The organism is Variovorax sp. OV700, assembly GCF_900099805.1.
GTDB lineage: Bacteria > Pseudomonadota > Gammaproteobacteria > Burkholderiales > Burkholderiaceae_C > Variovorax.
In genome coordinates, this window is sequence record NZ_FNDR01000015.1 from 140,134 (window position 1) to 164,436 (window position 24,303).

Annotated in this window: 27 protein-coding genes; 19 read left to right on the top strand and 8 right to left on the bottom strand. The window is 64.6% G+C overall.

Translation table 11 applies throughout. From position 1 onward, the window contains the following. The first annotated feature begins 78 nt into the window (after positions 1-78). From BLR24_RS26885 to BLR24_RS26940, 12 genes are all read left to right on the top strand, one after another. Positions 79-591: a cupin domain-containing protein gene (locus BLR24_RS26885; RefSeq protein WP_093023144.1), complete on the top strand. Its 513-nt coding sequence runs from the start codon at positions 79-81 to the stop codon at positions 589-591. Positions 592-616: 25 nt separating this feature from the next. Further along, positions 617-1,624, top strand: a complete 1,008-nt coding sequence (locus tag BLR24_RS26890; RefSeq protein ID WP_093023146.1) for a hydroxyquinol 1,2-dioxygenase — start codon at positions 617-619, stop codon at positions 1,622-1,624. An 85-nt stretch (positions 1,625-1,709) separates the two neighbouring features. After that, positions 1,710-3,173: an aldehyde dehydrogenase family protein gene (locus BLR24_RS26895; RefSeq protein ID WP_093023203.1), complete on the top strand. Its 1,464-nt coding sequence runs from the start codon at positions 1,710-1,712 to the stop codon at positions 3,171-3,173. A gap of 19 nt (positions 3,174-3,192) precedes the next feature. After that, the gene (locus BLR24_RS26900) at positions 3,193-4,164 is read left to right on the top strand and encodes a Bug family tripartite tricarboxylate transporter substrate binding protein (protein ID WP_093023148.1); all 972 of its coding nucleotides are present in this window, start codon (positions 3,193-3,195) and stop codon (positions 4,162-4,164) included. Positions 4,165-4,173: 9 nt separating this feature from the next. Beyond that, on the top strand, positions 4,174-5,247 hold the full coding sequence (locus BLR24_RS26905) for a maleylacetate reductase (RefSeq protein ID WP_093023150.1): 1,074 nt from the start codon (positions 4,174-4,176) through the stop codon (positions 5,245-5,247). Between the two features lie 43 nt (positions 5,248-5,290). Next, positions 5,291-6,544: an ABC transporter substrate-binding protein gene (locus tag BLR24_RS26910; RefSeq protein ID WP_093023152.1), complete on the top strand. Its 1,254-nt coding sequence runs from the start codon at positions 5,291-5,293 to the stop codon at positions 6,542-6,544. A 1-nt stretch (position 6,545) separates the two neighbouring features. After that, a complete protein-coding gene (locus tag BLR24_RS26915; protein ID WP_093023154.1) occupies positions 6,546-7,265 on the top strand; it encodes an ABC transporter ATP-binding protein in 720 nt (239 codons plus the stop codon). Further along, positions 7,262-7,963 (top strand): ABC transporter ATP-binding protein, encoded by a 702-nt coding sequence (locus BLR24_RS26920; protein ID WP_093023156.1) that lies wholly within the window; start codon positions 7,262-7,264, stop codon positions 7,961-7,963. The genes BLR24_RS26915 and BLR24_RS26920 overlap by 4 nt, the downstream gene beginning before the upstream one ends. 15 nt (positions 7,964-7,978) lie before the next feature. Then, positions 7,979-8,839: a branched-chain amino acid ABC transporter permease gene (locus BLR24_RS26925; RefSeq protein WP_093023158.1), complete on the top strand. Its 861-nt coding sequence runs from the start codon at positions 7,979-7,981 to the stop codon at positions 8,837-8,839. A gap of 20 nt (positions 8,840-8,859) precedes the next feature. Beyond that, complete coding sequence (locus tag BLR24_RS26930) at positions 8,860-9,861, top strand: branched-chain amino acid ABC transporter permease (RefSeq protein ID WP_093023205.1); 1,002 nt, start codon at positions 8,860-8,862, stop codon at positions 9,859-9,861. Between the two features lie 49 nt (positions 9,862-9,910). Continuing rightward, complete coding sequence (locus tag BLR24_RS26935) at positions 9,911-10,807, top strand: intradiol ring-cleavage dioxygenase (RefSeq protein WP_093023160.1); 897 nt, start codon at positions 9,911-9,913, stop codon at positions 10,805-10,807. After that, positions 10,804-11,160 carry a YciI family protein gene (locus BLR24_RS26940; RefSeq protein WP_093023163.1) on the top strand — a complete coding sequence of 119 codons (357 nt, stop codon included), beginning with the start codon at positions 10,804-10,806 and terminating at the stop codon, positions 11,158-11,160. Before BLR24_RS26935 ends, BLR24_RS26940 begins: the two co-directional genes overlap by 4 nt. On the opposite strand, the gene BLR24_RS26950 is transcribed toward BLR24_RS26940, so the two are convergent. Beyond that, positions 11,125-12,108 (bottom strand): AraC family transcriptional regulator, encoded by a 984-nt coding sequence (locus BLR24_RS26950; protein ID WP_175543358.1) that lies wholly within the window; start codon positions 12,106-12,108, stop codon positions 11,125-11,127. The genes BLR24_RS26940 and BLR24_RS26950 overlap by 36 nt on opposite strands. A 175-nt stretch (positions 12,109-12,283) precedes the next feature. Here BLR24_RS26950 and BLR24_RS26955 point away from each other — a divergent pair, with 175 nt between their 5' ends. Next, positions 12,284-13,270 (top strand): alpha/beta fold hydrolase, encoded by a 987-nt coding sequence (locus BLR24_RS26955; RefSeq protein ID WP_093023165.1) that lies wholly within the window; start codon positions 12,284-12,286, stop codon positions 13,268-13,270. A 94-nt stretch (positions 13,271-13,364) separates the two neighbouring features. Beyond that, a complete protein-coding gene (locus tag BLR24_RS26960) occupies positions 13,365-13,982 on the top strand; it encodes a TetR/AcrR family transcriptional regulator (RefSeq protein ID WP_175543359.1) in 618 nt (205 codons plus the stop codon). Between the two features lie 45 nt (positions 13,983-14,027). Here the strand turns inward: BLR24_RS26960 and BLR24_RS26965 are convergent, their stop codons facing one another. Beyond that, the gene (locus tag BLR24_RS26965) at positions 14,028-15,008 is read right to left on the bottom strand and encodes a Bug family tripartite tricarboxylate transporter substrate binding protein (RefSeq protein WP_093023167.1); all 981 of its coding nucleotides are present in this window, start codon (positions 15,006-15,008) and stop codon (positions 14,028-14,030) included. Positions 15,009-15,016: 8 nt separating this feature from the next. Continuing rightward, a complete protein-coding gene (locus tag BLR24_RS30510) occupies positions 15,017-15,211 on the bottom strand; it encodes a hypothetical protein (RefSeq protein ID WP_139188804.1) in 195 nt (64 codons plus the stop codon). Positions 15,212-15,430: 219 nt separating this feature from the next. Here BLR24_RS30510 and BLR24_RS26970 point away from each other — a divergent pair, with 219 nt between their 5' ends. From BLR24_RS26970 to BLR24_RS26990, 5 genes are all read left to right on the top strand, one after another. After that, positions 15,431-16,225: a glutathione S-transferase family protein gene (locus BLR24_RS26970; protein WP_093023211.1), complete on the top strand. Its 795-nt coding sequence runs from the start codon at positions 15,431-15,433 to the stop codon at positions 16,223-16,225. 58 nt (positions 16,226-16,283) lie between these two features. Then, a complete protein-coding gene (locus BLR24_RS26975) occupies positions 16,284-16,868 on the top strand; it encodes a 2-hydroxychromene-2-carboxylate isomerase (protein ID WP_093023170.1) in 585 nt (194 codons plus the stop codon). Next, entirely contained in the window at positions 16,865-17,563 is a 699-nt protein-coding gene (locus BLR24_RS26980; protein WP_093023172.1) for an SDR family NAD(P)-dependent oxidoreductase, read from the top strand. The genes BLR24_RS26975 and BLR24_RS26980 overlap by 4 nt, the downstream gene beginning before the upstream one ends. 55 nt (positions 17,564-17,618) lie before the next feature. After that, a complete protein-coding gene (locus tag BLR24_RS26985; RefSeq protein WP_093023175.1) occupies positions 17,619-18,746 on the top strand; it encodes a zinc-binding dehydrogenase in 1,128 nt (375 codons plus the stop codon). A 198-nt stretch (positions 18,747-18,944) separates the two neighbouring features. Further along, positions 18,945-20,315 carry an MFS transporter gene (locus tag BLR24_RS26990; RefSeq protein ID WP_093023177.1) on the top strand — a complete coding sequence of 457 codons (1,371 nt, stop codon included), beginning with the start codon at positions 18,945-18,947 and terminating at the stop codon, positions 20,313-20,315. Between the two features lie 25 nt (positions 20,316-20,340). On the opposite strand, the gene BLR24_RS26995 is transcribed toward BLR24_RS26990, so the two are convergent. The 5 genes from BLR24_RS26995 to BLR24_RS27015 all read right to left on the bottom strand — a co-directional run. Continuing rightward, positions 20,341-21,291: a PLP-dependent cysteine synthase family protein gene (locus BLR24_RS26995; RefSeq protein ID WP_217636343.1), complete on the bottom strand. Its 951-nt coding sequence runs from the start codon at positions 21,289-21,291 to the stop codon at positions 20,341-20,343. 151 nt (positions 21,292-21,442) lie between these two features. Next, positions 21,443-22,522, bottom strand: a complete 1,080-nt coding sequence (locus BLR24_RS27000; protein ID WP_093023181.1) for a phosphotransferase — start codon at positions 22,520-22,522, stop codon at positions 21,443-21,445. A 70-nt stretch (positions 22,523-22,592) separates the two neighbouring features. After that, entirely contained in the window at positions 22,593-23,294 is a 702-nt protein-coding gene (locus BLR24_RS27005; RefSeq protein WP_093023183.1) for an SDR family oxidoreductase, read from the bottom strand. Positions 23,295-23,377: 83 nt separating this feature from the next. Continuing rightward, positions 23,378-24,127 carry an SDR family NAD(P)-dependent oxidoreductase gene (locus BLR24_RS27010; protein ID WP_093023185.1) on the bottom strand — a complete coding sequence of 250 codons (750 nt, stop codon included), beginning with the start codon at positions 24,125-24,127 and terminating at the stop codon, positions 23,378-23,380. 47 nt (positions 24,128-24,174) lie between these two features. Continuing rightward, positions 24,175-24,303 (bottom strand): NAD(P)(+) transhydrogenase (Re/Si-specific) subunit beta (locus tag BLR24_RS27015; protein WP_139188805.1); only part of this gene is annotated, 129 nt, incomplete at its 5' end.

Consider the following 24,303-nt stretch of genomic DNA (forward strand, 5'->3'; position numbering starts at 1 on the left):
ACGCTTCGTTGCTGCCTACAGTTCAGTGCATCCGCAGCACATGCTGCGTCCTTGGACTTCAGCAGGAGATACCCACCCATGACTGCCACCGCCTACCAGACCCGGTTCGGATCGCTCAAGAACTTCGAGAAGGGTCGCGTCGAGCCGATCGCCGACGACGTGCGCCATTATGCGTTCTCGAACTGTTTCGAAATTGCGAGCAACAGCAAGCCGTACGAAAAGGTCGTGTTCGGGCAGAACCAGATCTACGTGCTCGAGACGCTGCGCGCCGAAGGCATCTCGCCCTGGTACACCTGCGCGCACGACGAGTTCGCGCTCGTGATGGACGGGACGGTCGAGGTGCACCTGGTGCAGCTCGATGCCGGCCAGGCCGTGGCCGACGCCGACAAGAACGGTGCGGTGCTCGTGCAGGGTGAGCCCAAGGGCAAGAAGATGGGCTGGATGAAGCTCTCGCGTGGCCACCAGGGCCTGCTGCCCAAGAACACGGCCTATCAGTTCCGCGCGCCGGGCGAGCCCGGCGTGATCGTCCTGCAGAGCTGCAAGGGCGACCTCTCGGTCGAGAAGTGGGCCGACATCTGCCAGACGCACTGAGCCACCAAATCCTGGAGACGCCATCATGAACGCACCCGCAGAACTCGCCAAGGTCATCGCATCGCAGCCGAATGCTTCGCTTGGCTACAAGGATTTTTCGCTCGGCAGCTTCGGCTTCCGCCGGGACGAGTACTTCGTCCACATCAACTGGAAGACGCGCGACGGCCGGCCGATGAGCCACACCATGGACGCCGGCAGCTACCTGCGCGCGCTGATGCGCGACGTGGCCTGGGGCTTCTTCTACGGCTGGGTCAATTTCGACGATGTGTTCGGCACGGTCAACCACTACCAGTCGGTCGACCTGTATGCGGGCAGCTTCAATGGCACGATGAAAGAGGCCGGCATCGACCTGCTGGAGAACTTTCCGACCGCGCAGATCCGCGCCACCTTCGAAGCCATGCTCGACGACTGGACCAACGAGACCTTCGATCCGTTCGCGGCACCGCAGGAAACCGGCTCGCCCTACGGCCGCAAGAACGGCAACAACACCGCCAAGGTGACGCGCGCCCGTGAACTCGCCAAGCGCTGCGTCGGGCTCAAGGGCGACCTGAACCTGCGCAGCGACGCGAGCGGCGCGCCGGTCAATCGCGCGTTCGCCGATGTTTCCCAGGAGCAGCCCGAGCTGCACCCGGAGCCCGGCTTCGAGAACGAGGTGCATGCCTTTAGCCTGTTCGGCTTCCTGAGCCGTTCGCAGGTGACCTGGAACCCGAGCTTCACCTCGGTGGTGAAGCACAGCTTCATGTGCCCGACCACCGAAGAGCACATCCTGCCAATCATCCATGGCAACGACCGCGTCGAGTGGTTCTTCCAGATGACCGACGAGATCCACTGGGACTGCGCCGACAAGAACACCGGCAAGCCGATGGCCCGCGTGATCATGAAGGCCGGCGACATGTCCGCCATGCCGGCCTATTGCCGCCACCAGGGCTTCAGCCCGAAGCGCTCGATGCTCCTCGTCTGGGAGAACGGCTCGCCGACGCTGGTCTACGAGATCCAGAAGGGCGAGAGCCCCGAGGTTCCGGTTCAGTTCTGACAAGCCCGCGGCCCAGCCGGCCGCACCACGAAAGCCATCCATGAATCTCGCGGACCTCCAGGTCGCGGTGGGCATCGTCACGCCCATTCGCCACCAGCTCTTCATCGACGGGCGTTTCGTCGACGCCGAATCGGGCGAGACGCTGGCCACGCTCAATCCGCACGACAACTCGACCATCGCCGACGTCGCGCTCGCAGGCAAGGCCGACGTCGACAAGGCGGTGGCCGCCGCAACCCGCGCTTTCCCGGCCTGGAGCCGCATGGCGGCGGCCGACCGCGGCCGCATCCTGCTGCGGCTGGCCGACCTGATCGAGGCCAACGCCGAAGACCTGGCCCGCCTTGAATCGCTGGACACCGGGCATCCGGTGCGCGACTCGCGCGCGCTCGACGTGCCGCGCACCGCCGCGTGCTTCCGCTACTTCGGCGGCATGGCCGACAAGTTCCAGGGCGAGACCATCCCGGTCGAGGCCGGCTTTCTCAACTACACGCTGCGCGAGCCGGTCGGGGTGGTCGGCCAGATCGTGCCGTGGAACTTCCCGCTGATGTTCACCAGCTGGAAGATGGCGCCCGCGCTCGCCGCCGGCAACTGCATCGTGATGAAGCCGGCGGAGATCACGCCGTTGACCTCGCTGCGCATCGCCGAGCTTATGCAGGAAGCCGGCCTGCCCGACGGCGTCGTCAACATGGTGCCGGGCATCGGCAGCGTGGTGGGCCAGTACATCGCCGAGCATCCGGGCATCGCGAAGGTCGCGTTCACCGGCAGCACGGCCACGGGTCGCCGTGTCGTGCAGGCGAGCGCGGGCAACCTCAAGAAGGTGCAGCTCGAGCTCGGCGGCAAGGGACCGAACATCGTGTTCGAGGATGCGTTCCTGCCGGCCGCCATCAACGGCAGTGCCTGGGCCATCTTCCACAACCAGGGGCAGGCCTGCATCGCCGGCTCGCGGCTGGTGCTGCACGAGAAGATCGCCGACGCGTTCCTCGACAAGTTCATTCCGCTGGCGCAGTCGATCCGGCTTGGCAATCCGCTGGATCCGGCCACCGAGATGGGCCCGCTCACCAGCGCCCAGCACAGCGAGCGCGTGCTCGCCTATGTCGATGTCGCCACCGCGCAGGGCGGCGAGCTGCTCGCGGGCGGCAAGGCGCCCGGCGGTGATCTTGCGCGCGGCTGCTACGTCGAGCCGACCATCGTGCGCGCCCGGTCGTACCGCGATCGTGTGGCGCAGGAGGAAGTGTTCGGCCCGTTCGTGACGGTGCTGACCTTCAAGGACGACGCACAGGCCCTGGAGATCGCCAACGGCACCGAGTACGGCCTGGGCAGCGGGCTGTGGACGTCCAACCTGCAGCGCGCGCACAAGATGGCGCACGACCTGCACGCCGGCATGGTCTGGATCAACAGCTACAAGCGGGTCAATCCCGGCTCGCCGTTTGGCGGCGTGGGCCAGAGCGGCTATGGCCGCGAAATGGGCTTCGACGCGATGCGCGAGTACACCCAGGTCAAGAGCGTGTGGGTCAACGTCGACGCACAGATTCCGCCGCACTTCAAACGCTGACATCTGAAACGAGACACCTATGATCTCCAGCATCTTTCGCTACCTGACCACCTGCGCGCTGCTTCTTTGCGCGGCGGCTCCGATCCAGGCACAGACCTGGCCGATCAAGCCAGTGCGCCTCGTGGTGGCGTTCCCGCCCGGAGGCATCGTCGACAACGTGGCGCGCCAGATCCAGCCACGGCTGCAGGCGGCGCTCGGCCAGCCCGTGATCATCGACAACCGCGGCGGCGCCGGGGGCACGGTGGGCTCGATGGAGGTCGCGCGCGCCGCACCTGACGGCCACACCCTGCTGATGGTGTTCGACAGTTATGCGACCTATCCGCTGGTCTATCCCAAGCTCGGCTTCGATGTCGCCAAGGATCTGCAGCCGGTCACGAAGATCGCGAGCAACCCGCTGGTGCTGGTGGTCAATCCCAAGGTGCCTGCCCCTGATTTCAAGAACTTCGTGGCGCTGCTCAAGTCGCAGCCCGGGCGCTACAACTACGCCAGCGTCGGACCCGGTTCGAGCAACCATTTGACCGCCGAACTGTTCAAGGCCGTGAGCAGCACCTTTGTCACGCACATTCCTTACCGCGGCGGTGGCCCGGCCCAGCAGGACCTGCTGGGCGGGCAGGTCGAGATGATGTTCCTGTCAGCCGTGCTGGCGCAGCCGAACGTCAAGGCCGGCAAGCTGCGCGCGCTGGCGCAGACCGGGGCACGGCGCGTGAGCGCCTACCCGGACACGCCGACCGTCGCCGAAAGCGGCTACCCCGGCTTCGAGGTGAACTCGTGGGTCGGCCTGCTGGCCCCGGCCGGCACGCCGCGCCCGGTCATCGACCGTCTCCAGGCGGAGGTGCGCAAGATCGTCACCGATCCGGCCTTTGCCGCGCACCTGCAGGAGCAGGGCCTGACCGGCATCGCCAGTACGCCCGAGCAGTTCGCGGCGGCGCTCAAGATCGAGCAGGACAAGTGGACGCGGCTGGTGCGCGAGCGCCAGCTCAGCCTTGAGTAGGGCCGGGCCATGACCGTGCGCGACTTCATCCATACCAGCCAGCCGCAGCGCGTGGTGTTCGGCGCGGGTTCGCTGCAGCACCTGGCGCGCGAGATCGACGCGCTGGGCGCGCGCCGCGCGCTGGTGCTCAGCACGCCCGAGCAGCGAGCCCAGGCCGAGCGTGTGGCCGACATGCTGGGTGCGAAGGCCGCGGGCGTGTTCGACCGTGCCGTGATGCATGTACCGATCGAGACCGCCCGCGAGGCGCGCGAGGTTGCCAGGCGCCTGGGCGCGGACTGTGCCGTGGCGATCGGCGGCGGCTCGACCACGGGACTGGGCAAAGCCATCGCGCTCGATTCGGGATTGCCGATCCTGGCCATTCCGACCACCTATGCGGGCAGCGAGATGACGCCGATCTACGGGCTCACCGAAGGCGGCCTGAAGAAGACGGGCAAGGACTTCCGCGTCCTGCCGCGCACCGTGATCTACGACCCCGAGCTGTCGCGCACGCTGCCGGTGGGTCTCTCGGTGACCAGTGGCATCAATGCCATCGCACATGCGGCCGAAGGGCTCTACGCGCAGGACAGCAACCCTGTGATGGATCTGATGGCGCAGGAGGGGATCGCGGCGCTGGCGCGGGCGCTGCCGGCGATCCGGGCCCGGGCCGACGACATCGAGGCGCGCGGCGACGCGCTCTACGGGGCCTGGCTCTGTGGCAGCGTGCTCGGCAACGTCGGCATGGCGCTGCACCACAAGCTGTGTCACACGCTGGGCGGCAGCTTCAATCTGCCGCATGCCGAGGTGCACACCATCGTGCTGCCGCACGCACTGGCCTTCAACGCCGCGGCTGCGCCGCAGGCCATGGCGCGCATCGCCAGGGCGCTGGGCACGCCGGCGGCTCCACAGGGGATGCAGGATCTGGCCCGCCAGAACGGCGCGCCGGTCGCGTTGCGCGACATCGGCATGGAGGAGGCCGGCCTGGACAGCGCGGCCGACATCGCGGTGCGCAACCCCTACTGGAATCCGCGGCCCTTCGGCCCACCAGAGCGCGACGTGATCCGCGCGCTGCTCCAGCGCGCCTGGGCCGGCGAGCCGCCGGGTTGATCCCCCCAGTTTTTCCGGCAAATCCAACGAGAAGGAGACATCCATGACGCTCAATCGCAGACAGTTCACTCAGGCCGCGGCCGCGTGGGCCGCCGCCGGCACCGCGCCGCTGGCGTTCGCGGCCGACACGCTCAAGATCGGCTACGTGTCGCCCCAGACCGGCCCGCTCGCACCGTTCGGCGAAGCCGACAAATGGGTCATCGAGCAGATGAAAACAGCGTTCAAGGACGGCATCAGTGTCGGCGGCAAGAAGTACGCGGTGCAGATCGTTCTGAAAGACAGCCAGTCCAACCCGAACCGCGCCGGCGAGGTCGCCAACGACCTGATCCTCAAGGACAAGGTGGCGCTGATGCTGACGGCCGGCACGCCCGAGACCGCCAATCCGGTCAGCGATGCCTGCGAACTCAACGAGGTGCCCTGCGTGTCGAGCGTGGTGCCCTGGCAGCCCTGGTTCTTTGGCCGCAAGGGCGACCCGGCCAAAGGCTTCAACTGGACGTACCACCTGTTCTGGGGCCTGGAGGACGTCATCGGCGCTTTCACCAGCGGCTGGAAGACCGTTGCGACCAACAAGAAGGTCGGCGGCCTGTTCCCGAACGATGGCGACGGCAACGCCTGGGGCGACAAGGAGCTGGGTTTTCCGAAGCCGCTCTCGCAGATGGGCTTCACGCTCACCGACCCCGGCCGGTTCCAGAACGGCACGCAGGATTTTTCCGCGCAGATTGCGGCGTTCAAGAAGGATGGCATCGAGATCGTCACTGGCGTGGTGATCCCGCCCGATGCCAAGACCTTCCTGACCCAGGCCAGGCAGCAGGGCTTCAAGCCCAAGGTCATCACGCTCGGCAAGGCACTGCTGTTCCCGGGCGCGATCGAGGCGCTCGGCGATCTCGGGCAAGGCCTTTCGACCGAGGTGTGGTGGAGCCCGTCGCACCCTTTCACCTCGAGCCTGACCAAGCAGAGCGCCAAGGCGCTGGCCGAGGCCTACGAGGCCGGCACCAAGAAGCAGTGGACGCAGCCGATCGGTTTTGCGCACGCGCTGTTCGAAGTGGCGTCCAACGCACTGTCGCGCGCCAAGTCGCTGAAGCCGGCCGACGTGCGCGATGCCGTCGCCGCAACCTCGATCGATTCCGTGGTGGGGCCGGTGAAATGGGGTGGCCCCGGCCCGATGAAGAACGTCAGCAAGACGCCGCTCGTGCTCGGCCAGTGGAACAAGGGCAGCAAGTACAAGGTCGAGCTGACCATCGTCAACAACGAGCTGGCCAAGAACATCCCGACCGGCGGCACGCTGAAGCTGCTCTGACATGGCGCTTCTCGCTCTTCATGCCGTCAGCAAGGCCTACGGCGCGCTCAAGGTCACCGACAGCATCACGCTGGCGGTCGACGAGGGCGAGACGCTGGGCATCCTCGGGCCGAACGGCGCGGGCAAGACCACGCTGTTCAACCTGATCTCGGGCGACGTGCGCGTGGACGCGGGCCGCGTGGAATACGAGGGGCGCGACGTCACCGGCCTCAAGCCGCACCAGCGCTGCCATGCAGGCATCGGGCGCAGCTACCAGGTGCCGCAGCCGTTCGGCAACATGAGCGTGTTCGAGAACCTCGTGACGGCCGCCTGCTTCGGCGGAAAGCAGTGCGAGCGCGAGGCCTGGCAGACCGCCCACGAAGTGCTGGAGCAGACCGGGCTCATGCCGCATGCCAACCGGCCGGCCGGCGGCCTGACGCTGCTCGACCGCAAGCGGCTCGAACTGGCGCGGGCACTGGCCACACGGCCCCGGCTGCTGCTGCTCGACGAGATCGCAGGCGGGCTGACCGAACACGAGGCCGGTGTGTTGGTCGACGAACTGCGGCGCATCAAGGCACGCGGCGTGACGATGATCTGGATCGAGCACGTCGTGCACGCGCTGCTGTCGCTGGCCGACCGGCTGTTCGTGATCAACTTCGGCCAGAAGCTCGCCGAGGGCGAGCCGCAGGCCGTCATGGCCAACGCCGAGGTGCGGCGCGTGTACATGGGGATGGAAGCATGACCCGGCTGCTTGCAACCCGTGGCCTGCAGGCCTTCTACGGCGACGCGCAGGCGCTGTTCGGCATCGACTTCGAGCTTGCGAAGGGCGAGCTCGTCGCCATCATCGGCGCCAACGGCGCCGGCAAGTCGACGTTCCTCAAATGCCTGAGCGGCCTGGTGCGCGCGCCACGCACCGCGATCGAGTTCAAGGGCGAAGCGATCGGGGGCATGCCCGCGGGCGAGATTGTGCGGCGCGGCCTGGCGCTGGTGCCCGAGGGCCGGCGTCTGTTTCCGAGCCTGAGCGTGGAGGAGAACCTTCTGATGGGAGGCCTCACGCAGCGGCCGGGCCCGTGGAATCTGCCGCGCCTCTATGCGCTGTTTCCGATCCTGGCCGAGAAGCGGCAGCTTCCAGCCACCTCGCTTTCGGGCGGCCAGCAGCAGATGGTGGCACTCGGTCGCGCCCTGATGAGCAACCCCGAGGTGCTGCTGTGCGACGAACTGTCGCTCGGGCTGGCGCCGATCGTCATCCGCGAGATCTACGCTGCCATGCCTGCCATCACCGGCGAAGGCATGACGGTGGTGATCGTGGAGCAGGACGTGACCATGGCGCAGCGCGTGTCGCAGCGCATCTACTGTCTGCAGGAGGGCCGCGTCTCGCTGCAGGGGCGCTCCGACGCGTTCACGCGCGAGCAGATCTCCCAGGCCTACTTCGGCCTCTGAACCGGGCCCGACACCATGCTCGAAACCCTCGTTCAAGGCCTGCTGCTCGGCGGCCTCTACACCCTGTTCGCCCTGGGCCAGTCGCTCATGTTCGGCGTGATGCGGCTGACCAACACGGCGCAGGGCGACTTCATCATCCTGGCCGCGTTCACCGCCATCGGCGGCATCGCGTTGACGGGCGGGGCGCCCGGGCTGGTCGCGCTGGCCGTGCTGCCGCTCGCTTTCGGCTTCGGCTATGCGCTGCAGCGCTACGTGCTCAACGGCACGCTGGGAAAGGATCCGCTGCCTTCGCTGGTGGTGACCTTCGGCCTGTCGATCGTGATCCAGAACCTGTTGCTCGAGGTGTTCTCGGCCGACCCGCGCGCGATCGAGATCGGCGGCCTCGCGACGCAGGGCGTGCAGGTGGGCGACGCGCTCTCGCTGGGCGTGCTGCCGCTGGTCGTGCTGGCGGTGGCGGTGGCCGCGACCGCGGCACTGCAGTGGCTGTTTGCACACACGGCGTTGGGCCGCTCGTTCCGGGCCGTGTCGGACGACCGCGAGATCGCCGAGCTGATGGGCCTGGACGCCCGAAAAGTCTATGCGCTCGCGACCGCCATGGCCTTCGTTCTGATCGCCATCGCAGGCGTGCTGCAGGGCATGCGCACGACGGTGTCGCCATCAGACGGGCCACTGCTGCTGCTGTTCGCGTTCGAGGCCGTGATCATCGGCGGCATGGGGTCGTTCTGGGGCACGCTGGCCGGCGCCATGATCCTCGGGCTGACGCAGCAGATCGGCTTTCGGCTCGATCCGGGCTGGGGCATCTGGTTCGGGCACATCGTTTTTCTGGCAGTGCTGGTGCTGCGCCCGCAAGGCCTTTTTCCGAAGACCAAAGGCTAACCATGGGCAACGACATTGCAATGACGAACCCCGCATTCGACGTGGCACGCGGCAACCGCGCCAGCCATGCCGCGCTGGCGATTGGTGCGGCGCTCGTGCTGCTGGCGGCCAGCCTGCCCTGGTGGGGCGAGTCGAGCTGGATGCGCGAGTTCGTCGAGATCGCCTGCTATTTCATCTTTGCCATGATGTGGAACCTGCTCGCCGGCTACGGCGGCATGGTGAGCATCGGGCAACAGGCCTTCTTCGGGTTCGGCGGCTACGTGATGTTGATGCTGGGCAACTTCGCGGGGGTCAACCCGTTCGTCGCGATCCCGCTGGGCGCATTGGCGGCCGCACTGGTAGCGGTGCCGGTGTCGTTCGTCGCGTTCCGGCTGTCGGGTGGTTATTTCGCGATCGGTACCTGGGTGATTGCGGAAGTGTTCCGGCTCTCGTTCGCCAATGTGTCGGCGGTAGGCGGCGGCTCCGGCACCACGCTCACCGCCTTGCGCGGCATCGAGAAAGCCACGCGCGAGAGCGTGACCTACTGGATGGCGCTGGCCTGCGTGGTCGCGGCCATTGCGCTGGTGTACCTGTTCCTGCGCAGCAAGCGCGGCCTGGCACTGCTGGCGATCCGCGACAACGAGGTCGCGGCGGAGTCGCAGGGCGTGCCGGTTCAACGCATGAAGCTCGCGGTGTACGTGGTGGCCGCTTTCGGCGCCGGGCTGGCCGGGGCGCTGTACTTCGTCGGCAACCTGCGCATCAGCCCCGATGCGGCCTTCAGCGTCAACTGGTCGGCCTTCGCGATCTTCATGGTGGTGATCGGCGGCATCGGCCGCATCGAAGGCCCGCTGGTGGGCGCGCTCATCTTCTGGGCGCTCAACAAGTTCCTGAGCGACTACGGCACCTGGTACCTGCTCGGGTTGGGCTTGCTCGCGATCGTCGTCACGCTGTTCTTCAAGCAGGGCCTCTGGGGCTATGCCCAGCAGCGCTGGGGCTGGTCGCTGTTTCCGACCCAGCGAAAGCTGGTTCGGCCCGACGCCTGAACGCTGCCGTTGCGATCCCGAACCATCCGTCACCACAAAAGAGGCATCCATGCGGAACATCAACGAGAACACCATCACACCCGCGGTACTCGCGAGCCTCGCAGGCTGCCCTGATCCCCGGCTTCTGGAGGTCTTGTCGGCGCTGGTGCGCCACATGCACGATTTCGCGCGGGAGGTGAGGCTGACGGAGGCGGAATGGATGGCGGGAATCGAATTCCTGACCGCGACCGGACAGAAGTGCGACGGCAAGCGGCAGGAGTTCATTCTGCTGTCGGACACGCTCGGCCTGTCCACGCTGAACGTCGCGCTCAATCACGCCAAGGGTTCGCAGGCGACCGAGGCCACGGTGTTCGGTCCTTTTCACGTGCCCGGCGCACCGGAATTCGAACTCGGCGATGACATCTCCGGCGGCGCGGCCGGCGAACCGCTGTTCGTGCAGGCCACGGTTCGCGGGCCGAAGGGCGAGCCCATCGCCAACGCGAAGGTGGACGTCTGGCAGGCCGATGCCGAAGGGTTCTACGACGTTCAACGCGCAGAGCTCTCGGCGGCGCAAGGCCGGGGCGTGCTGCGCACGGACGCCTCAGGCCGGTTGTGGTTTCGCGGTGTGATGCCGGTGGCCTATCCCATTCCCACGGACGGCCCGGTTGGGCGCATGCTGAACGCGACGGCCCGCCACCCCTGGCGGCCTGCGCATGTGCACTTCATGATCGTGGCGCCGGGCTATGAAACCCTGATCACCCACGTCTTCAGCGATGGCGACCGATACCTCGACAGCGATGCCGTGTTCGGCGTTCGCAGTTCGCTGATCGGCGATTTCGTCCGCCATCCGCCGGGCAAGGCACCTGATGGCAGCGAGCAATCAACTCACTTCCACGTGCTCGACTTCGACTTCGTATTGGAGCTTGTGGTGCAAACGAGCAGGCAGGGCGATGCCCGGATCATATGAAGCCGACACGTCACTTCGTCATCTTCTCCACGGATCGGCCTGGCACGGAGTCTCTCCGACAAGAGAATCGCGAGCGGCACCGCGCATACATCAGGCAGCCTGATGCGAATGGCGTTACAGCGGTTCTTGGGGGGCCAACTTTGGACGCGGCGGGTCAGATGAACGGCACCATGCTCGTTGTCGTGGCTGAAGACGAGACTGCCGCAAGAGCTTTTTTTGCCTCGGATCCCTATGTGGTGAGCGGGCTGTTTGGGGAAGTAATAGTCCGAGAGTGGAGTTGGGGGCTCGGCCGCGATGAGTTGAAGCCGCTTGGCATCTCAGGCGTAAGCCCAGCCGCGCCTCAACGTCTGTGATGGCGCCTCGCCGAATTGCCTTCGATACGCCCCGGCAAAGTCCCCGACATGGGTGAAGCCGTACTCGAGAGCGATGTCGGCCACGCGAATTCCGCCGCGGCTCGGCTTTTGCAGCGCGCCCCGCGCCGCTTCCAATCGTCTTTCTCGCAGCCACGTCATCGGACCTACACCGTGGCAAGACTGAAAGGCGGCGAACAGCGTGCGACGAGACACGCCGCATTCGATGCAAAGCTCGTTCACCGAAACGTGGGCTTGCAGCCGCCGCATCATCAGCTCCTCGGCCTGCCTGACAACCCGCAACGAAGCTGAAAAGGTTGCATCTGCATGGAGCGCGGACTGCTGGTTGTGGGCATGCTGGGTCAGCAGAAGCGAGGCCAAAGCGTCCGCCAGCGATGCTTGCGCGAATTGCCGCGCCTTGCCGGCAAGCGGGAGCGCCGACGCGATGCCAGCCAGGGCGACGATGCCATGCCACGCCTGGATCAGCGGCGGTCGCGCAGGCAGGGGCATGTCGAAAACCAAGGGTGCCGTCAGCGGCCGCCCGGTCAGCCCCTGCCAGGCATCTGCAATCAATGAGCTATCAACGCGGATCAGCAGTTGGTCATATCCCTCGTGCACTTCCATCGAGAAGGCGCGAATTGGACTGAACACGCCTGGGCTCTGCGCAGCCAGCTGGTGCAATTCGCCGCCCTGTCGTACTTGCGCGGCTCCTCGAGTCGGCAGGCTGATCAGGTAGTAGCCCTGCAAGGCCTCTGATACAGGTTGGAGCGAAACACGCGCGCCCCAGCGTGTGCGGTTGAATGACACCGGCCCCATTGGCACGCAGTCGAGCGTGCCATGGAACACATCGTCAAGCCGCAGTCGCTGAAGCCGGCATTCGCCAAAAAAAGGCGCGGTTTGCAGGGGAGATTCGTCGACATCATGGCTGTCCGCCAAACGGAAGCCCTGCATGCTTGTGCCTCCATGATCGAACTCGATGGGAGGGAAGGGCGTTGTGGAGTTCACTGGAAACGACGATGGTCCGGCGGTAGTCGACTCACAAGAGGGTAATCCCAATTCAACGATTTGCTTGCACGCAATCCGCTGAATTGCGCTGAGGCAGTAGGGCCAATGCCGCACACCACCGATGCTCCAGAGCCTCATCCACGGAGACATCGCGATGCTTCTTTCTCGACGCGCCATCATCTCATCTGCCCTTGCAGCCTCCGGTGCGGCCTTAACCGGCTGCTCGGGAACGCGCGCAGAACAGGCGCCAGCGCTCTCGCCAAAAAAAAGCCCATTCCTGCTGGTTCACGGGGCCTGGCACGGCACCTGGTGCTGGGGCAAGATCAGCCCATTGCTGGCTGCCGCCGGCCACCCGGTGCTGGCGATCGACTTGCCGGGACATGGCCTCAATGCGGCATTCCCGGCGGCGTTCGACGTTCAGCCTCGGACGGCGGCACTGGCGACTGAACTCTCACCGGTCGCGGGTATCACATTGGCCGACTACGCTCGGGCCGTGGCCAATGCCGTTGACTCCCTGCTGGCCGCCGGCTTCCCGGCGCCGATCGTCGTGGGTCACAGCATGGGCGGCGGTGCAATGCATGCTGCCGCTGAACTGCTGGGCGCCGGGAAGATTGCGCGCCTGGTTTACCTCGCCGCATTCATGCCCAAGGACGGCCAGCCGATGGTGGCATTCCCCCCAGATGAACAGGCACCGCCATCGCTTTTGACACCGCTGCTGCGCAGCGATCCTGGCGTCACCGGCGCCCTGCGACTCGACCCCGCATCCACGGACGATAGCTATCGCGCGGGGCTTATCAACCTGTTCTACGGGAAAGTGGACCCTGTAGCAGCGCGCGCCGCTCTCAATCTGCTGTCGCCGGACATTCCGATAGGTGCGATGGTCACGCCAATTGCGACGTCGGTGCAGCGCTGGGGAGCCATCCCGCGTACTTACATCCGGACCAGTTCGGACAACACCATCCCGCCGGCGCTCCAGGACCTGATGGTGGCGCAGGCGGACACCGCGACGCCTGCCAACAAGACGCAGGTGCTGCACCTGGACTCGGATCACAGCCCGTTTCTGTCCATGCCGCAGCAGTTGGTTCGAGCACTGCTCTCGGTGGCTTAAAGCGGCGGCGCAAGCGATGCTCCAGGGCCGAATGCATCGCCCGATCACCATGTCTACAATGGGATGTCGACCGTCATCCAGATGGTCGGATTGCATGGGGGCATTTGCCTTGGGACATTCGCAGGCCGAAAAAGCGCAAAGTCGAGAGCGGATACTGAAGGAGGCCGCCGACCAGATTCGAGACGGCGGACTCGAGTCGGTGAGCGTGGGCAAGCTCATGAAGAGCGTGAACCTCACGCATGGCGGCTTCTACGGCCATTTTGCATCTCGTGCGGACTTGCTCGCCCAGGCGCTCAGGCGCGCCCTGGTTGATGGTGTGCGTCGGTCGGCGGTGAGGCAGAAATCAGCGCGTCCGCTCGGCTTCGCCGGCTTCGTCAGCGACTATCTGAGCACCAGGCATCGGGACTCCCGCAGCACTGGGTGCGCAGTCTCGGCGTTGATCTCCGATGTCGGACGCGCCGATGACCAGTCCAAGTCGATCATGGCCGGCTCTATCGAGGACTATATTGCCGCCGCTCGGCGCCACCTTGGCGACGACGACGATTCCAGAGCGATGTTGGCCGTCAGCGCCATGGTGGGTGCTCTGGCCCTGTCGCGGGCGATGACAGACCCCGCCCGTTCGGACGACCTGCTCCGTAGCGTGCGCGAGCAGCTGGTGGCGGCTAACGAGCCCAATGTGCGGGCGCTCTCAGGCAAGCAGGACAAAGCCTGAGCCGCGACCTTGGCCGCGCCGCGTTTCCTTTGGCGCACATCACACCTAGTCGATCCGGATGTCGAGTCGCTTGACCAGTGCGCCGTACACCTGGCGCTCTTCGCTCTGCAGCTTGCGCAATCCGTCGGCGGAGGTGGGATCAGGTTTGGCGCCTTGCACACGCAGCACGTCGACGAACGCCTTGTCCTGCATGGCCTTGTGCACGGCACTCGTCAGTTCGTCCACCTTCGCAGCAGATGTGCCGGCCGGCGCATACAGCGCCTGCCAGAGCCCCATCGACAGGTCGACGCCCAGTTCCTTGAGTGTGGGAATCTGCGGCAACAGGTCCAGGCGCGTGGCCGTTGCACTCGCCAGAATCCTGGCCCGGCCATCCTTGGATCCGGCGTCGGCGGCGCCCGCAGGAACGAACATCATGTCCACCTGTTTGCTGAGCACGGCTTGCACGGCGGGTGCTTGGCCCGAAAAAGGCACGTGGAGCAGTGCAAGGCCCAAGGCCGTTGCCAGCCGTTCCATGGCGAGATGGACGATGCTGCCCACGCCCCAGCTCGCATAGCTGATGCCGCCGGGCCGGCTCTTGGCCAGCCGGGTCAAATCCGCGACATTACGGATCTGGTCCAGTGATTGGCCCACCATCAGCACGATGGGAATATGGGAGATCAAACTCACCGGGCGCAAATCGGTTTCAGGGTTGTAAGGCAGTTTGCGGTAGATGAACTGAATAATCGACTGCGTATCGACGATGCCCAGAAGCAAGGTGTTGCCGTCAGGTGCCGACCGAGCGACATAACCGGCACCGATGCTGCCGCCCGCACCCGGTCTGTTCTCCACAATTACGTTTTGGTGCAGCAGGTCGCCCAGTGGTTTAGCCAAGGCTCGTGCCAATACGTCATTAACCCCGCCCGCGTTAAAAGGCGAAACGATCTTGAGCGCTTGGTCGGCCCGCGCCAAGGTCCAGGGTGTGGCGCTCATGCAGCCGATGGCCGATGCGCATGCCGTTTTGAGAGCGGTTCTTCGGGGGATGGACATGAAAATTCCTAAACAAAATAGGGGTTGAAATTCACATCACTGCATGCGAGAAGCATGCAAGCCGGCACTCGTAAACTTGCACGGTAGCTTGCATAAAAACCCAGTTCCCGGCGCGCGGCCTCGCTCGGATTGAACGTCACCAGTTGATTAAAGCCATAGAGCAGCGTGTTGCCGTCGGGTGCTGCTTTGGCGACAGCGGCCAAGTCCACAACACCGGAGGCACCAGGCTTTCGATGCATCCCGTCTGCGGGGTAACCAGTGCCGGTGAAACAGTTCTTGGCCAAGCAACGCGATAGACAGGATGATGGTTGTCATGCAGAATGGGGCATGAACAGTGGATGGTGTCGGCAGTTGCCGACCCCACAGACCGCTGGACGAACAACTGCGCCACCGGCTTGACGGCGCACCATGGAGACAGCGCAATGGCCCAGGTGCGGATCTTTTCCTACCTGCCCAATCCTCGTGTGTGGAAGGCGGTCATCGCCGCGCGAATCGGCGGTGTCGAGTTGGAAGTGCGGGGCGCTGCGGGCGGCGAACTCGTGGACTGGCTATGGGACTTCGATGCCCGTCCGTTGGGCGAAGTTTCCGTCGAGGAACGCGCCGCCGCTGAACGTATGGGCCGCATCGGGTTCAAGGGCCGCAAGCTCTACAAGACCGACGCCTTTCTTGTAGCTCAGCCGTTCGGAACGGTGCCCGCGGCTTTCAGCGGGGACGGGCAGGTCGGCATTTTCGAATCCAACAGCATCATGCGCGCAGTCGCGCGCCAGGCTAAACGAAGCGGGCTATATGGCCGCGATCCGTTCGAGGCCTCGCGGATCGACAGCTTTCTGGATGTCAGCCTGGTGTTCGGTCGCGATGCGCAGATTTACCTTCTCGCCATGCAAGGCTCCGAACTCGCAGCGGACGTCCACGCTCGCGCCGACGAGGCGTTCACGACCTACATGACCGGGATCGACCGTGCGTTGGAGCCGGCTCGCCGGGCGCTTGTCGGCGAGGAGGTGAGTTTGGCCGACATCTGCTTCGCCTGTGAACTCGCCCTTTTCCACAATGAACTGGGCCGCAGCGAAGCGCTGGTTGCGCTTGGCAAGGCGCCGTTCCTGGACAACGCCCGTGAGCGGTTTCCCCGCGCCATGGCGCACTTCGATCGCCTCGCCAACGATCCGGCCTTTGCGCCGGAGTTCGGCCCCTATCTCACGAAGTTCGCAATCGAGCGCTGAGCCGGCCGCGGACGCTAAACATCATTCACAACCACGGATTGCATCAAAGGAACCCCGAATGAAAACGATCGACTTCTACTTCGACTATCGCAGCCCCTACAGCTTCCTGGCACTGTCTCAGGTCCGGAAAATGGATGTCGCGATCGCCTTCCATCCGTTCGAAATTGGGGCCCTGATGAAAGCGGTGGGGAACGTGCCGACGAGCATCACCTGCGCACCCAAAGGCCGCTACGTGATGACCGACATGGGCCGATGGGCTGCCCACTATGGGGTTCCACTCAACCGGCATCCCCAGGGCTCGGAGATCGACGCCAGCCGGCTTTTGCGCGCCACCCTCGTGGCCGGACAAATGGGCGCGATGCCCGCGGCGGTGGACGCGATCTTCAACGCGTTTTGGTCGGCTCCGGCGCCGCTGGCGACGGCGGCCGAGGTCGCGGCCCTATTGGGCGCCGCAGGACTCGACGCTCAGGCGCTTGAATCGCGGATGGACTCGCCGGCCGCGCAGGCCCTGCTGGACGAGGCAACTACAGGGGCGGCGTCGCGCGGCGTGTTCGGCGCGCCGACCCTGTTCGTAGGGGACGACATGTTCTTCGGCAATGACCGCCTGCACTTCGTGCAAGCTCGCCTGGAGCAGGCCGCATGAGGCCGCTTGTCATCATCACCGGCGTAGGCCCGGGCACCGGCTCGGCAATGGTCCGGAGGTTCCACGATGGCGGCTACCAGGTGGCCATGCTCGCGCGCACAGCCGAGCGCTTGACCGATCTCGAGCGCGAACTTCCAAACGCTTTTGCGGTTCCCTGCGATGTGGCCGACCCTGCGGCGCTGGCGGCCGCCCTCGATGCCATCGAACAACGTGCCGGTGTCCCCAAGGTGGTGATCCACAACGCCGTGGGTGGCGCCTTTGGCAACTTCCTCGACATCGACCCGCAAGTCCTCCAGCAGAATTTCCAGATCAATGTCATGGCCCTGCTGCACCTGGCCCGGTGGGCGGCGCCGCGGATGGAGGCAGCAGGGGGCGGCGCCTTGCTGGTCACCGGCAACACGTCAGCCGTTCGTGGCAAGGCCGCCTTTGCCGGCTTTGCGCCAAGCAAGGCAGCGCAGCGCATTCTGGCCGAGTCTATCGCCCGCGAGATGGGGCCCCGGGGCGTGCACGTGTCCTTCATGATGATCGATGCTGTCATCGACGTGCCTTGGGCCCGCGCGCGGATGGCGGATAAGCCGGATGAGTTTTTCATCAAGCCATCCGACATCGCCGAAGAGGTCTGGCACGTCACCCACCAGCCACGTTCGGCCTGGTCGTTCCTGACCGAAGTGCGGCCGTTCCGCGAGTCCTGGTGATCGGAGGCGTTCAGCTTCCATGAACCCGACTTCGTCCAACTCACAAGACACTCACATGCCGCTGCAACTCCGCTCCATCGTCCGCACCGGCGGCGAGCTTGAACTCTCGCTCGCCGAGGTGCCGATGCCCGAACCGAAAGCCGACGAGGTGCTCGTGCGCATCGACGCGGCCCCGATGAATCCGTCGGACCTGATGGTGCTATTCGGCATGGCCGACATGTCGACCGCGAAGGCTTCCGGCACGGCCGACCGCCCGGTCATCACCGCCACCGTGCCGCCGCGCATGCTGGCGGCCGTGGCGGGCCGTCTGAACGAGTCGGTGCCGGTCGGCTACGAAGGCGCCGGCGTCGTGGTCGGCGCCGGGCGTTCACCGGCCGCGCAGGCCTTGCTCGGCAAGACTGTGGGCGTGATCGGGGGCGCGATGTATTCGCAGTACTGCGCAGTCAACGTCGGGCAGTGCCTGCCACTGCCCGAGGGCACGACAGCCGCCGAGGGCGCCTCATGGTTCGTCAATCCGGTCACCTCCCTCGGCATGATCGAGACGATGAAGCGGGAAGGCCACACCGCGCTGGTCCACACCGCGGCGGCGTCGAACCTGGGGCAGATGCTCAACAAGGTCTGCCTGAAAGACGGGATCGGCCTCGTCAACATCGTGCGCAAGCCCGAGCACGAGACGCTGCTGCGCGAACTCGGCGCGAAGCATGTCTGCAACAGCACGTCGCCGACCTTCATGGACGACCTGACGAATGCGCTGGCCGAGACCGGCGCAACGCTGGCCTTCGACGCCATCGGCGGCGGCAAGCTGGCCGGCCAGATCCTCATGGCGATGGAAGCCGCCGCGAACCGCAACGCGAAGGAATACAGCCGCTACGGCTCGACCGTGCACAAGCAGGTCTACATCTACGGCAGCCTCGATCGGGGGGCGACGGAATTCACCCGCGGCTTCGGCATGATGTGGGGCATGGGCGGCTGGCTGCTGTTCCCGTTTCTGCAGAAGGTCGGCGCGGCCGAGGCCGAGCGGCTGAAGCAACGCGTGGCATCCGAACTCAAGACCACCTTCGCGAGCCACCACACGCGCAAGGTGTCGATGGCTGAAGCGCTGCAGCTCGACGCCATCGCGGTCTACGGCAAGGCGGCAACGGGCGAGAAATACCTGGTCAACCCGAACAAGGATCTGGGCTGACCAAGGGCGGTTCATGGCTTGGCACGGGTAGCTCCCGGCTTCGATGTCGCTTGGGTCCAATCATCGTGACTCGATCGTCCTAGGAGTAGAACTTACGGTCGCGTCTACTTGAGGGGACCCCACCAGCGCGTTTCCGGCATGCCAGCTCGCTCGGAAAGCCATCCTCCATTACCGTCCTATTTCCCCGGGAATCATCGAATGTCGACAACGCCAAAGGCATCACCCCCTGAAGTTGATCTGAAAACGCTGCGTAAGGTGATCTTCGCGGCATCGTTCGGCAATTTCGTTGAATGGTTCGACTTTGCCGCATATGGATTTCTCGCAACCATTCTCACGCGGGAGTTTTTCCCGAGCAGCGATCCGGCAGTCGGGCTGCTCAAGACCTTCGCAGTTTTCGCGGTGGCATTCGCATTCCGGCCGCTGGGCGGCATATTTTTTGGCGTGGTTGGTGACCGCATTGGCCGCAAGCGCACTCTCGCGCTGACCATCCTGATGATGGCCGGGGCAACCACGCTGATCGGTTTGTTGCCGACGTATGCCGCGATCGGCGCGTTCGCGCCATTCCTGCTCACGGTCCTCCGCTGCGTTCAGGGTTTCTCCGCCGGCGGCGAATATGCCGGCGCGTGCGCCTACGTGATGGAGCATGCGCCACAGCACAAGCGGGCCAGTTACGGTAGCTTTCTACCCATATCGACGTTCACGTCCTTCGCGTTGGCTGCGGTCGTGGCCTACGCGCTCGATGCTTCGCTTTCCGCGGATGCCATGAGCACCTGGGGCTGGCGTATACCGTTTCTGGCCGCCGCGCCCACCGGGCTGATCGGTCTTTACCTACGGATGAATCTCAGCGAAACCCCGGCTTTTCGCGCGCTCGAAGGCGAGCACAAGGTGGCGCATGCGCCGTTGCGCGACACGCTGCGCACACAGGCAGCGGGCATTCTGAAACTGGGCGCGTTCATCTCGGTGACGGCGGTGTCGTTCTACATGTTCACCACCTACTTCGCGACCCACCTGCAAGTGGCGGGCGGGTTGAATCGAGCGACGTCGCTGCTGATCACGGTGATTGCGTTGTTGTTCGCGGCGGCGCTGTGTCCGCTCGCAGGTCTGTATTCGGACTGGGCAGGCCGCCGGAAAACCATGTTGACCGCGTGCGCCATCCTGATCGTAACGGTCTATCCATCGTTCTCGCTGGTGGGTTCGGGGCATTTTTCGCCGTCGGTAATGGGCGTGTGCTTGCTGGCGATTGGCGCGGTGTTGGCGAACGTGGTCACGCCGCCGTTGCTATCCGAGGTGTTCCCAACGCGCACGCGCTATACCGCTTCGGCGACGACCTTCAACCTGGCCTTCACGGTGTTTGGCGGCACGGCGCCGCTCGTCGCCACCTGGCTGATCACGACGACGGGCAACAACATGTCGCCTGCGTTGTATTTGGTCGTGATCGCGGTGATGGGATTGATGGGTGGATTGATGTTGCCGGAAACCGCGAAGATATCGTTGCATGACGCGGGTAAGAATTTTCCCGATGCGACCACCGCCGCTGAGTTGAAAAACGCACCGGAGCCCGCGGCTTAAACGCTGCGTTTTTTTCCATCCCTCACTATGCAGAAGGCGCGGAGAAGAGATTGCCGTTCATGTATTTGAGGCCCGTATCCGATGCGACCGTGACGACTGTTGCATCGGGTCCAAGTTCACGAGCGAGCTGTATTGCCGCGGTCACGTTCAGGCCGGTCGATGTCCCGGCAAGCAATCCTTCTTCGCTCGCCAGGCGCCGGCACATCCGACGCGCCTCGTCTTCGGAGATTGCCCGTACTTCGTCATAGAGCTCTCGATCCAGCAGCGGTGGAACGAAGCCGATGCCAATCCCCTCGACATGGTGCTCGCCGGCATGGCCGCGAGATATAAGGGGCGAAGTAGCAGGCTCGAGGACGACAATTCGCGTACCTTGGGCAGCTGCTTTGAGGGCTCTCGACACCCCCATTACCATGCCCGCAACTCCTACTGCTCCGCAGAAGGCCGAAATGCCGTTTGGAAACTGCTTGGCGAGTTCGACCCCGATCTGCTCGTACCCAATGAGTGCATCACGGTTGTTGAACTGATCCGTCAGATAGCAATTGCCCTCGTCGGCGATCGCTTTCGATCGCTGAATCATCGAAGGAATCAAGTCTGCCGAGATCTTGCCAGACGGACTGTGAATCAGCTCAACCTCTGCGCCGAACGCAGCCATCGTTTTCAGTTTCTCTTGGGCAAATGCGTTGGATGAAACGATGCGAAATCGATAGCCCTTGACGGCACAGACAAACGCAAGAGACGAACCGGTGCTTCCCCCGCTTGCTTCGACGACAGTCATGCCTGGCTTGAGAGTCCCTCGGGCCTCTGCTTGCTCGATCATTGTCTTCGCCATGCGATCCTTGTATGAACCTGTTGGATTGAAGTACTCCAACTTCACGTATACAGATGCACTGCCGCCCGGTACCACTCGGCGAAGTTTTACGACGGGTGTATTTCCAATTGAGCCCAGAGCTGATTCCGATGGAGGAGGCTGGCTCATAGGCATTCCTTGTTGCATAGAGAAGGATAGTCGTTTTCACCGCCTGAACGTGGTCGCGGCAAGAGGATCTGACGCCTTTTGCAAGCTCTCGTTGATGATGAGAAATCGCCTGCACTGGCTGAGGGCATCGCCGGAGTAGGCGCGCACTCGTTCAAGCGCATTGCGCAAGCGCCCAACCCATCTGCGCAAGCGGCCGCGCACCGGCGCTCGCTTGCCTTGCCTGCGCGCTCGACGCTGTCCCCGTCTCCACACGTTTGGCAATTCCTTGCAGGATGCCGGCGAGGCGGAACATGTTGTAGGCGAGGTAGAAGTTCCAATCGGCCATCACGGCGTCGGGATCGGCGCGGCCGGTTCGCTCGCAGTAGCGGCGCACATAGCTCTTCTCGTCGGGGATGCCGAGGGCAGCGAGGTCGAGGCCGCGAATGCCGAGAGTAGGGCCCGGCTGGATGTGCCACGACATGCAGTGGTAGCTCAAGTCGGCCAGCGGATGGCCGATGGTCGAGAGCTCCCAGTCGAGCACTGCAATCGCGCGAGGCTCGGTGGCGTGGAACATCAGATTGTCGAGCCGGTAGTCGCCGTGCACGATCGACACCTGACTCTCGTCGCGCGCGCTGGCCGGTATGTGCGCGGGGAGCCAGTCCATCAACTTGTCCATCTCGGGAATCGGCTGCGTGATCGAAGCCTGGTACTGCTTCGTCCAGCGGCCGATCTGGCGCTCGAAATAGTTGCCCGGTTTGCCGTAGTTCTCGAGACCCGCTGCCTTGACATCCACGTTGTGCAGCGCGGCGATCACGCGGTTCATCTCGTCGTAGATTCGGGTCCGCCGCGTGTGGTCGCCATCGGGGATCGATTGGTCCCACATCACGCGGCCGGCCAGGTACTCCATCACGTAGAAGGCGCAGCCGATCACAGATTCATCTTCGCACAGCAGGTACATGTCCGGGACCGGCACGTCGGTCGCGCGCAGCGCCCGCATCACCGTGAATTCACGATCGATCGCATGCGCCGAGGTCAGCAGCTTCGCCGCCGGGCCGGGCTTGCAGCGCATCACGTAAGAGCGCTCCGGCGTGCTGAGCTTGTAGGTTGGGTTCGATTGCCCGCCCTTGAATTGCTCGACCGTGAGTGGGCCCTGGAAGCCGTCGACCCGCGGCTCGAGATAGGCCAGCAGCGCAGCCACGTCGAATGCATGAGACTCGGGGATGGGCTTGGTGCCGGTTTGAGCTTCTGTCATGTCTATGGTCTCGGGTCACCGTTCAATCAGATAGGTGCTGGGCAGCAGCTTCCAGGAAGGCAGTTCAGCCTTAGGTCGTCCGAAGGTAGATGCCCGGCTCGGCCGACAAGCCCTGCTTGACTTGCCGGGTGATCTCGTCGGCCAGCACCTCCTCGTCCCCGGCTTCGAGGGCGTCGAGGCTGCGGCGCACCACCTCCTCGGGGCTGGACTTGGGCTGATCGTTGCCGCGCGCCATGTCGGTGTCCACGAACCCCATGTGCAAGCCCAGTACCTGGGTGCCCTGGGCGCGTAGCTCGTGGCGCAGACTGTTGGTCAGTGACCAGGCGGCCGATTTGGTGGCGGCATAGGTTGCGAGACGGGGCGCCGTGATCCAGCTCGCGAGCGACAGGACGTTCAGGATCGCGCCGCCACCGTGCCCGGCGAGCACTGGCGCGAAGGCGAGCGCCATCCGCAGCGGGCCAAAAAAATTGGTCTCGAACTGAGCGCGGGCGGCCTCGACACTGCCCTCGGCGAGGAATCCCCCGAGCGTCGCGATACCGGCGTTGTTGATCAGCAGCGTGACGTCGCCGCAATGGCGTGCCGCCGCGGCAATCTCATCGGGCCGGGTGACGTCGAGGCGAATCGGTTCGACGCCGGCCAACGTGACATTGGCGGGGTCGCGCGCTCCAGCGTAGACCTTGCGCGCGCCGCGGGCCAGAGCGGCGCGGGCGAAAGCGAGACCGATGCCGCGGTTGGCACCGGTGACGAGGACGGTGGCGTTGTCGAGTTTCATGGTCGGGTCCTTGGAGGAAGTGGAAGAGGCTGGGGTGCAGCGGTGAAGCGCGGGTGAATACGACGTTCGTAAGCTTCATCGCTCTAGATCTGCGCAATGCCACCGTCGACGAACAGCTCGATGCCGGTGACGAAGCTCGATGCGTCCGAGGCCAGGAAGACTGCGGCCTTGCCGATTTCATCGGGTTCCCCGACCCGGCCCATCGGGATCTGGCCTGCAAAGCCGTCGAGCAGCCCCTGCTGATGTTCGACCGGCACCAGGCCCACCAGCCCAGGCGTCTTCGTCGGTCCGGGGCTGAGGACATTGATCCGAATGTTGCGACCTTTGAGATCCAGAATCCAGCTGCGAGCGAAGTTCCGAATTGCCGCCTTGGATGCGCTGTAGACGCTGAATGCAGGTACGCCATGTATCGAACTGGTCGAACCAACCAAGATGACTGTCGCGCCATCCGCCAACAGGGGAAGTGCCTTTTGAACTGTGAAGAGCACCCCCTTCACGTTGGTGCTGAACGTCTGGTCGAACAGCTCTTCCGTGATCGCGCCAAGCGGAGCCATGCTGCCGCCTCCCGCATTGGCGACCAAGACGTCGATGTGTCCATGGTGTTGCTTGACGGTCTGGAAGAGGGCATCGAGATCCAGCAGGCTGGAGACATCCGCGCGAACGCCGGAGGCTTGATCCCCGATGTCGGCGACCGCGACGTCAAGTTCTTTCTGGCGCCGGCCGGTGATTACGACGTTTGCGCCTTCGGCTGCAAACCGTTTGGCAATGGCCAAACCGATGCCGGTGCTTGCGCCCGTCACGACTGCAATCTTGCCTTGGAGGGAGAGGGTCATCGATGAGCCTTTGGAATGGTCAAACATGGGGATGCACGGAACGGGCGCTACTCAACAGCCTTGCCCATGTCCTCGACCACCTTCTTCGCATCCCCAAAGACCATCATGGTCTTGTCCATGTAGAACAGCTCGTTGTCCAGGCCCGCATAGCCCGCGGCCATGGAGCGCTTGTTCAC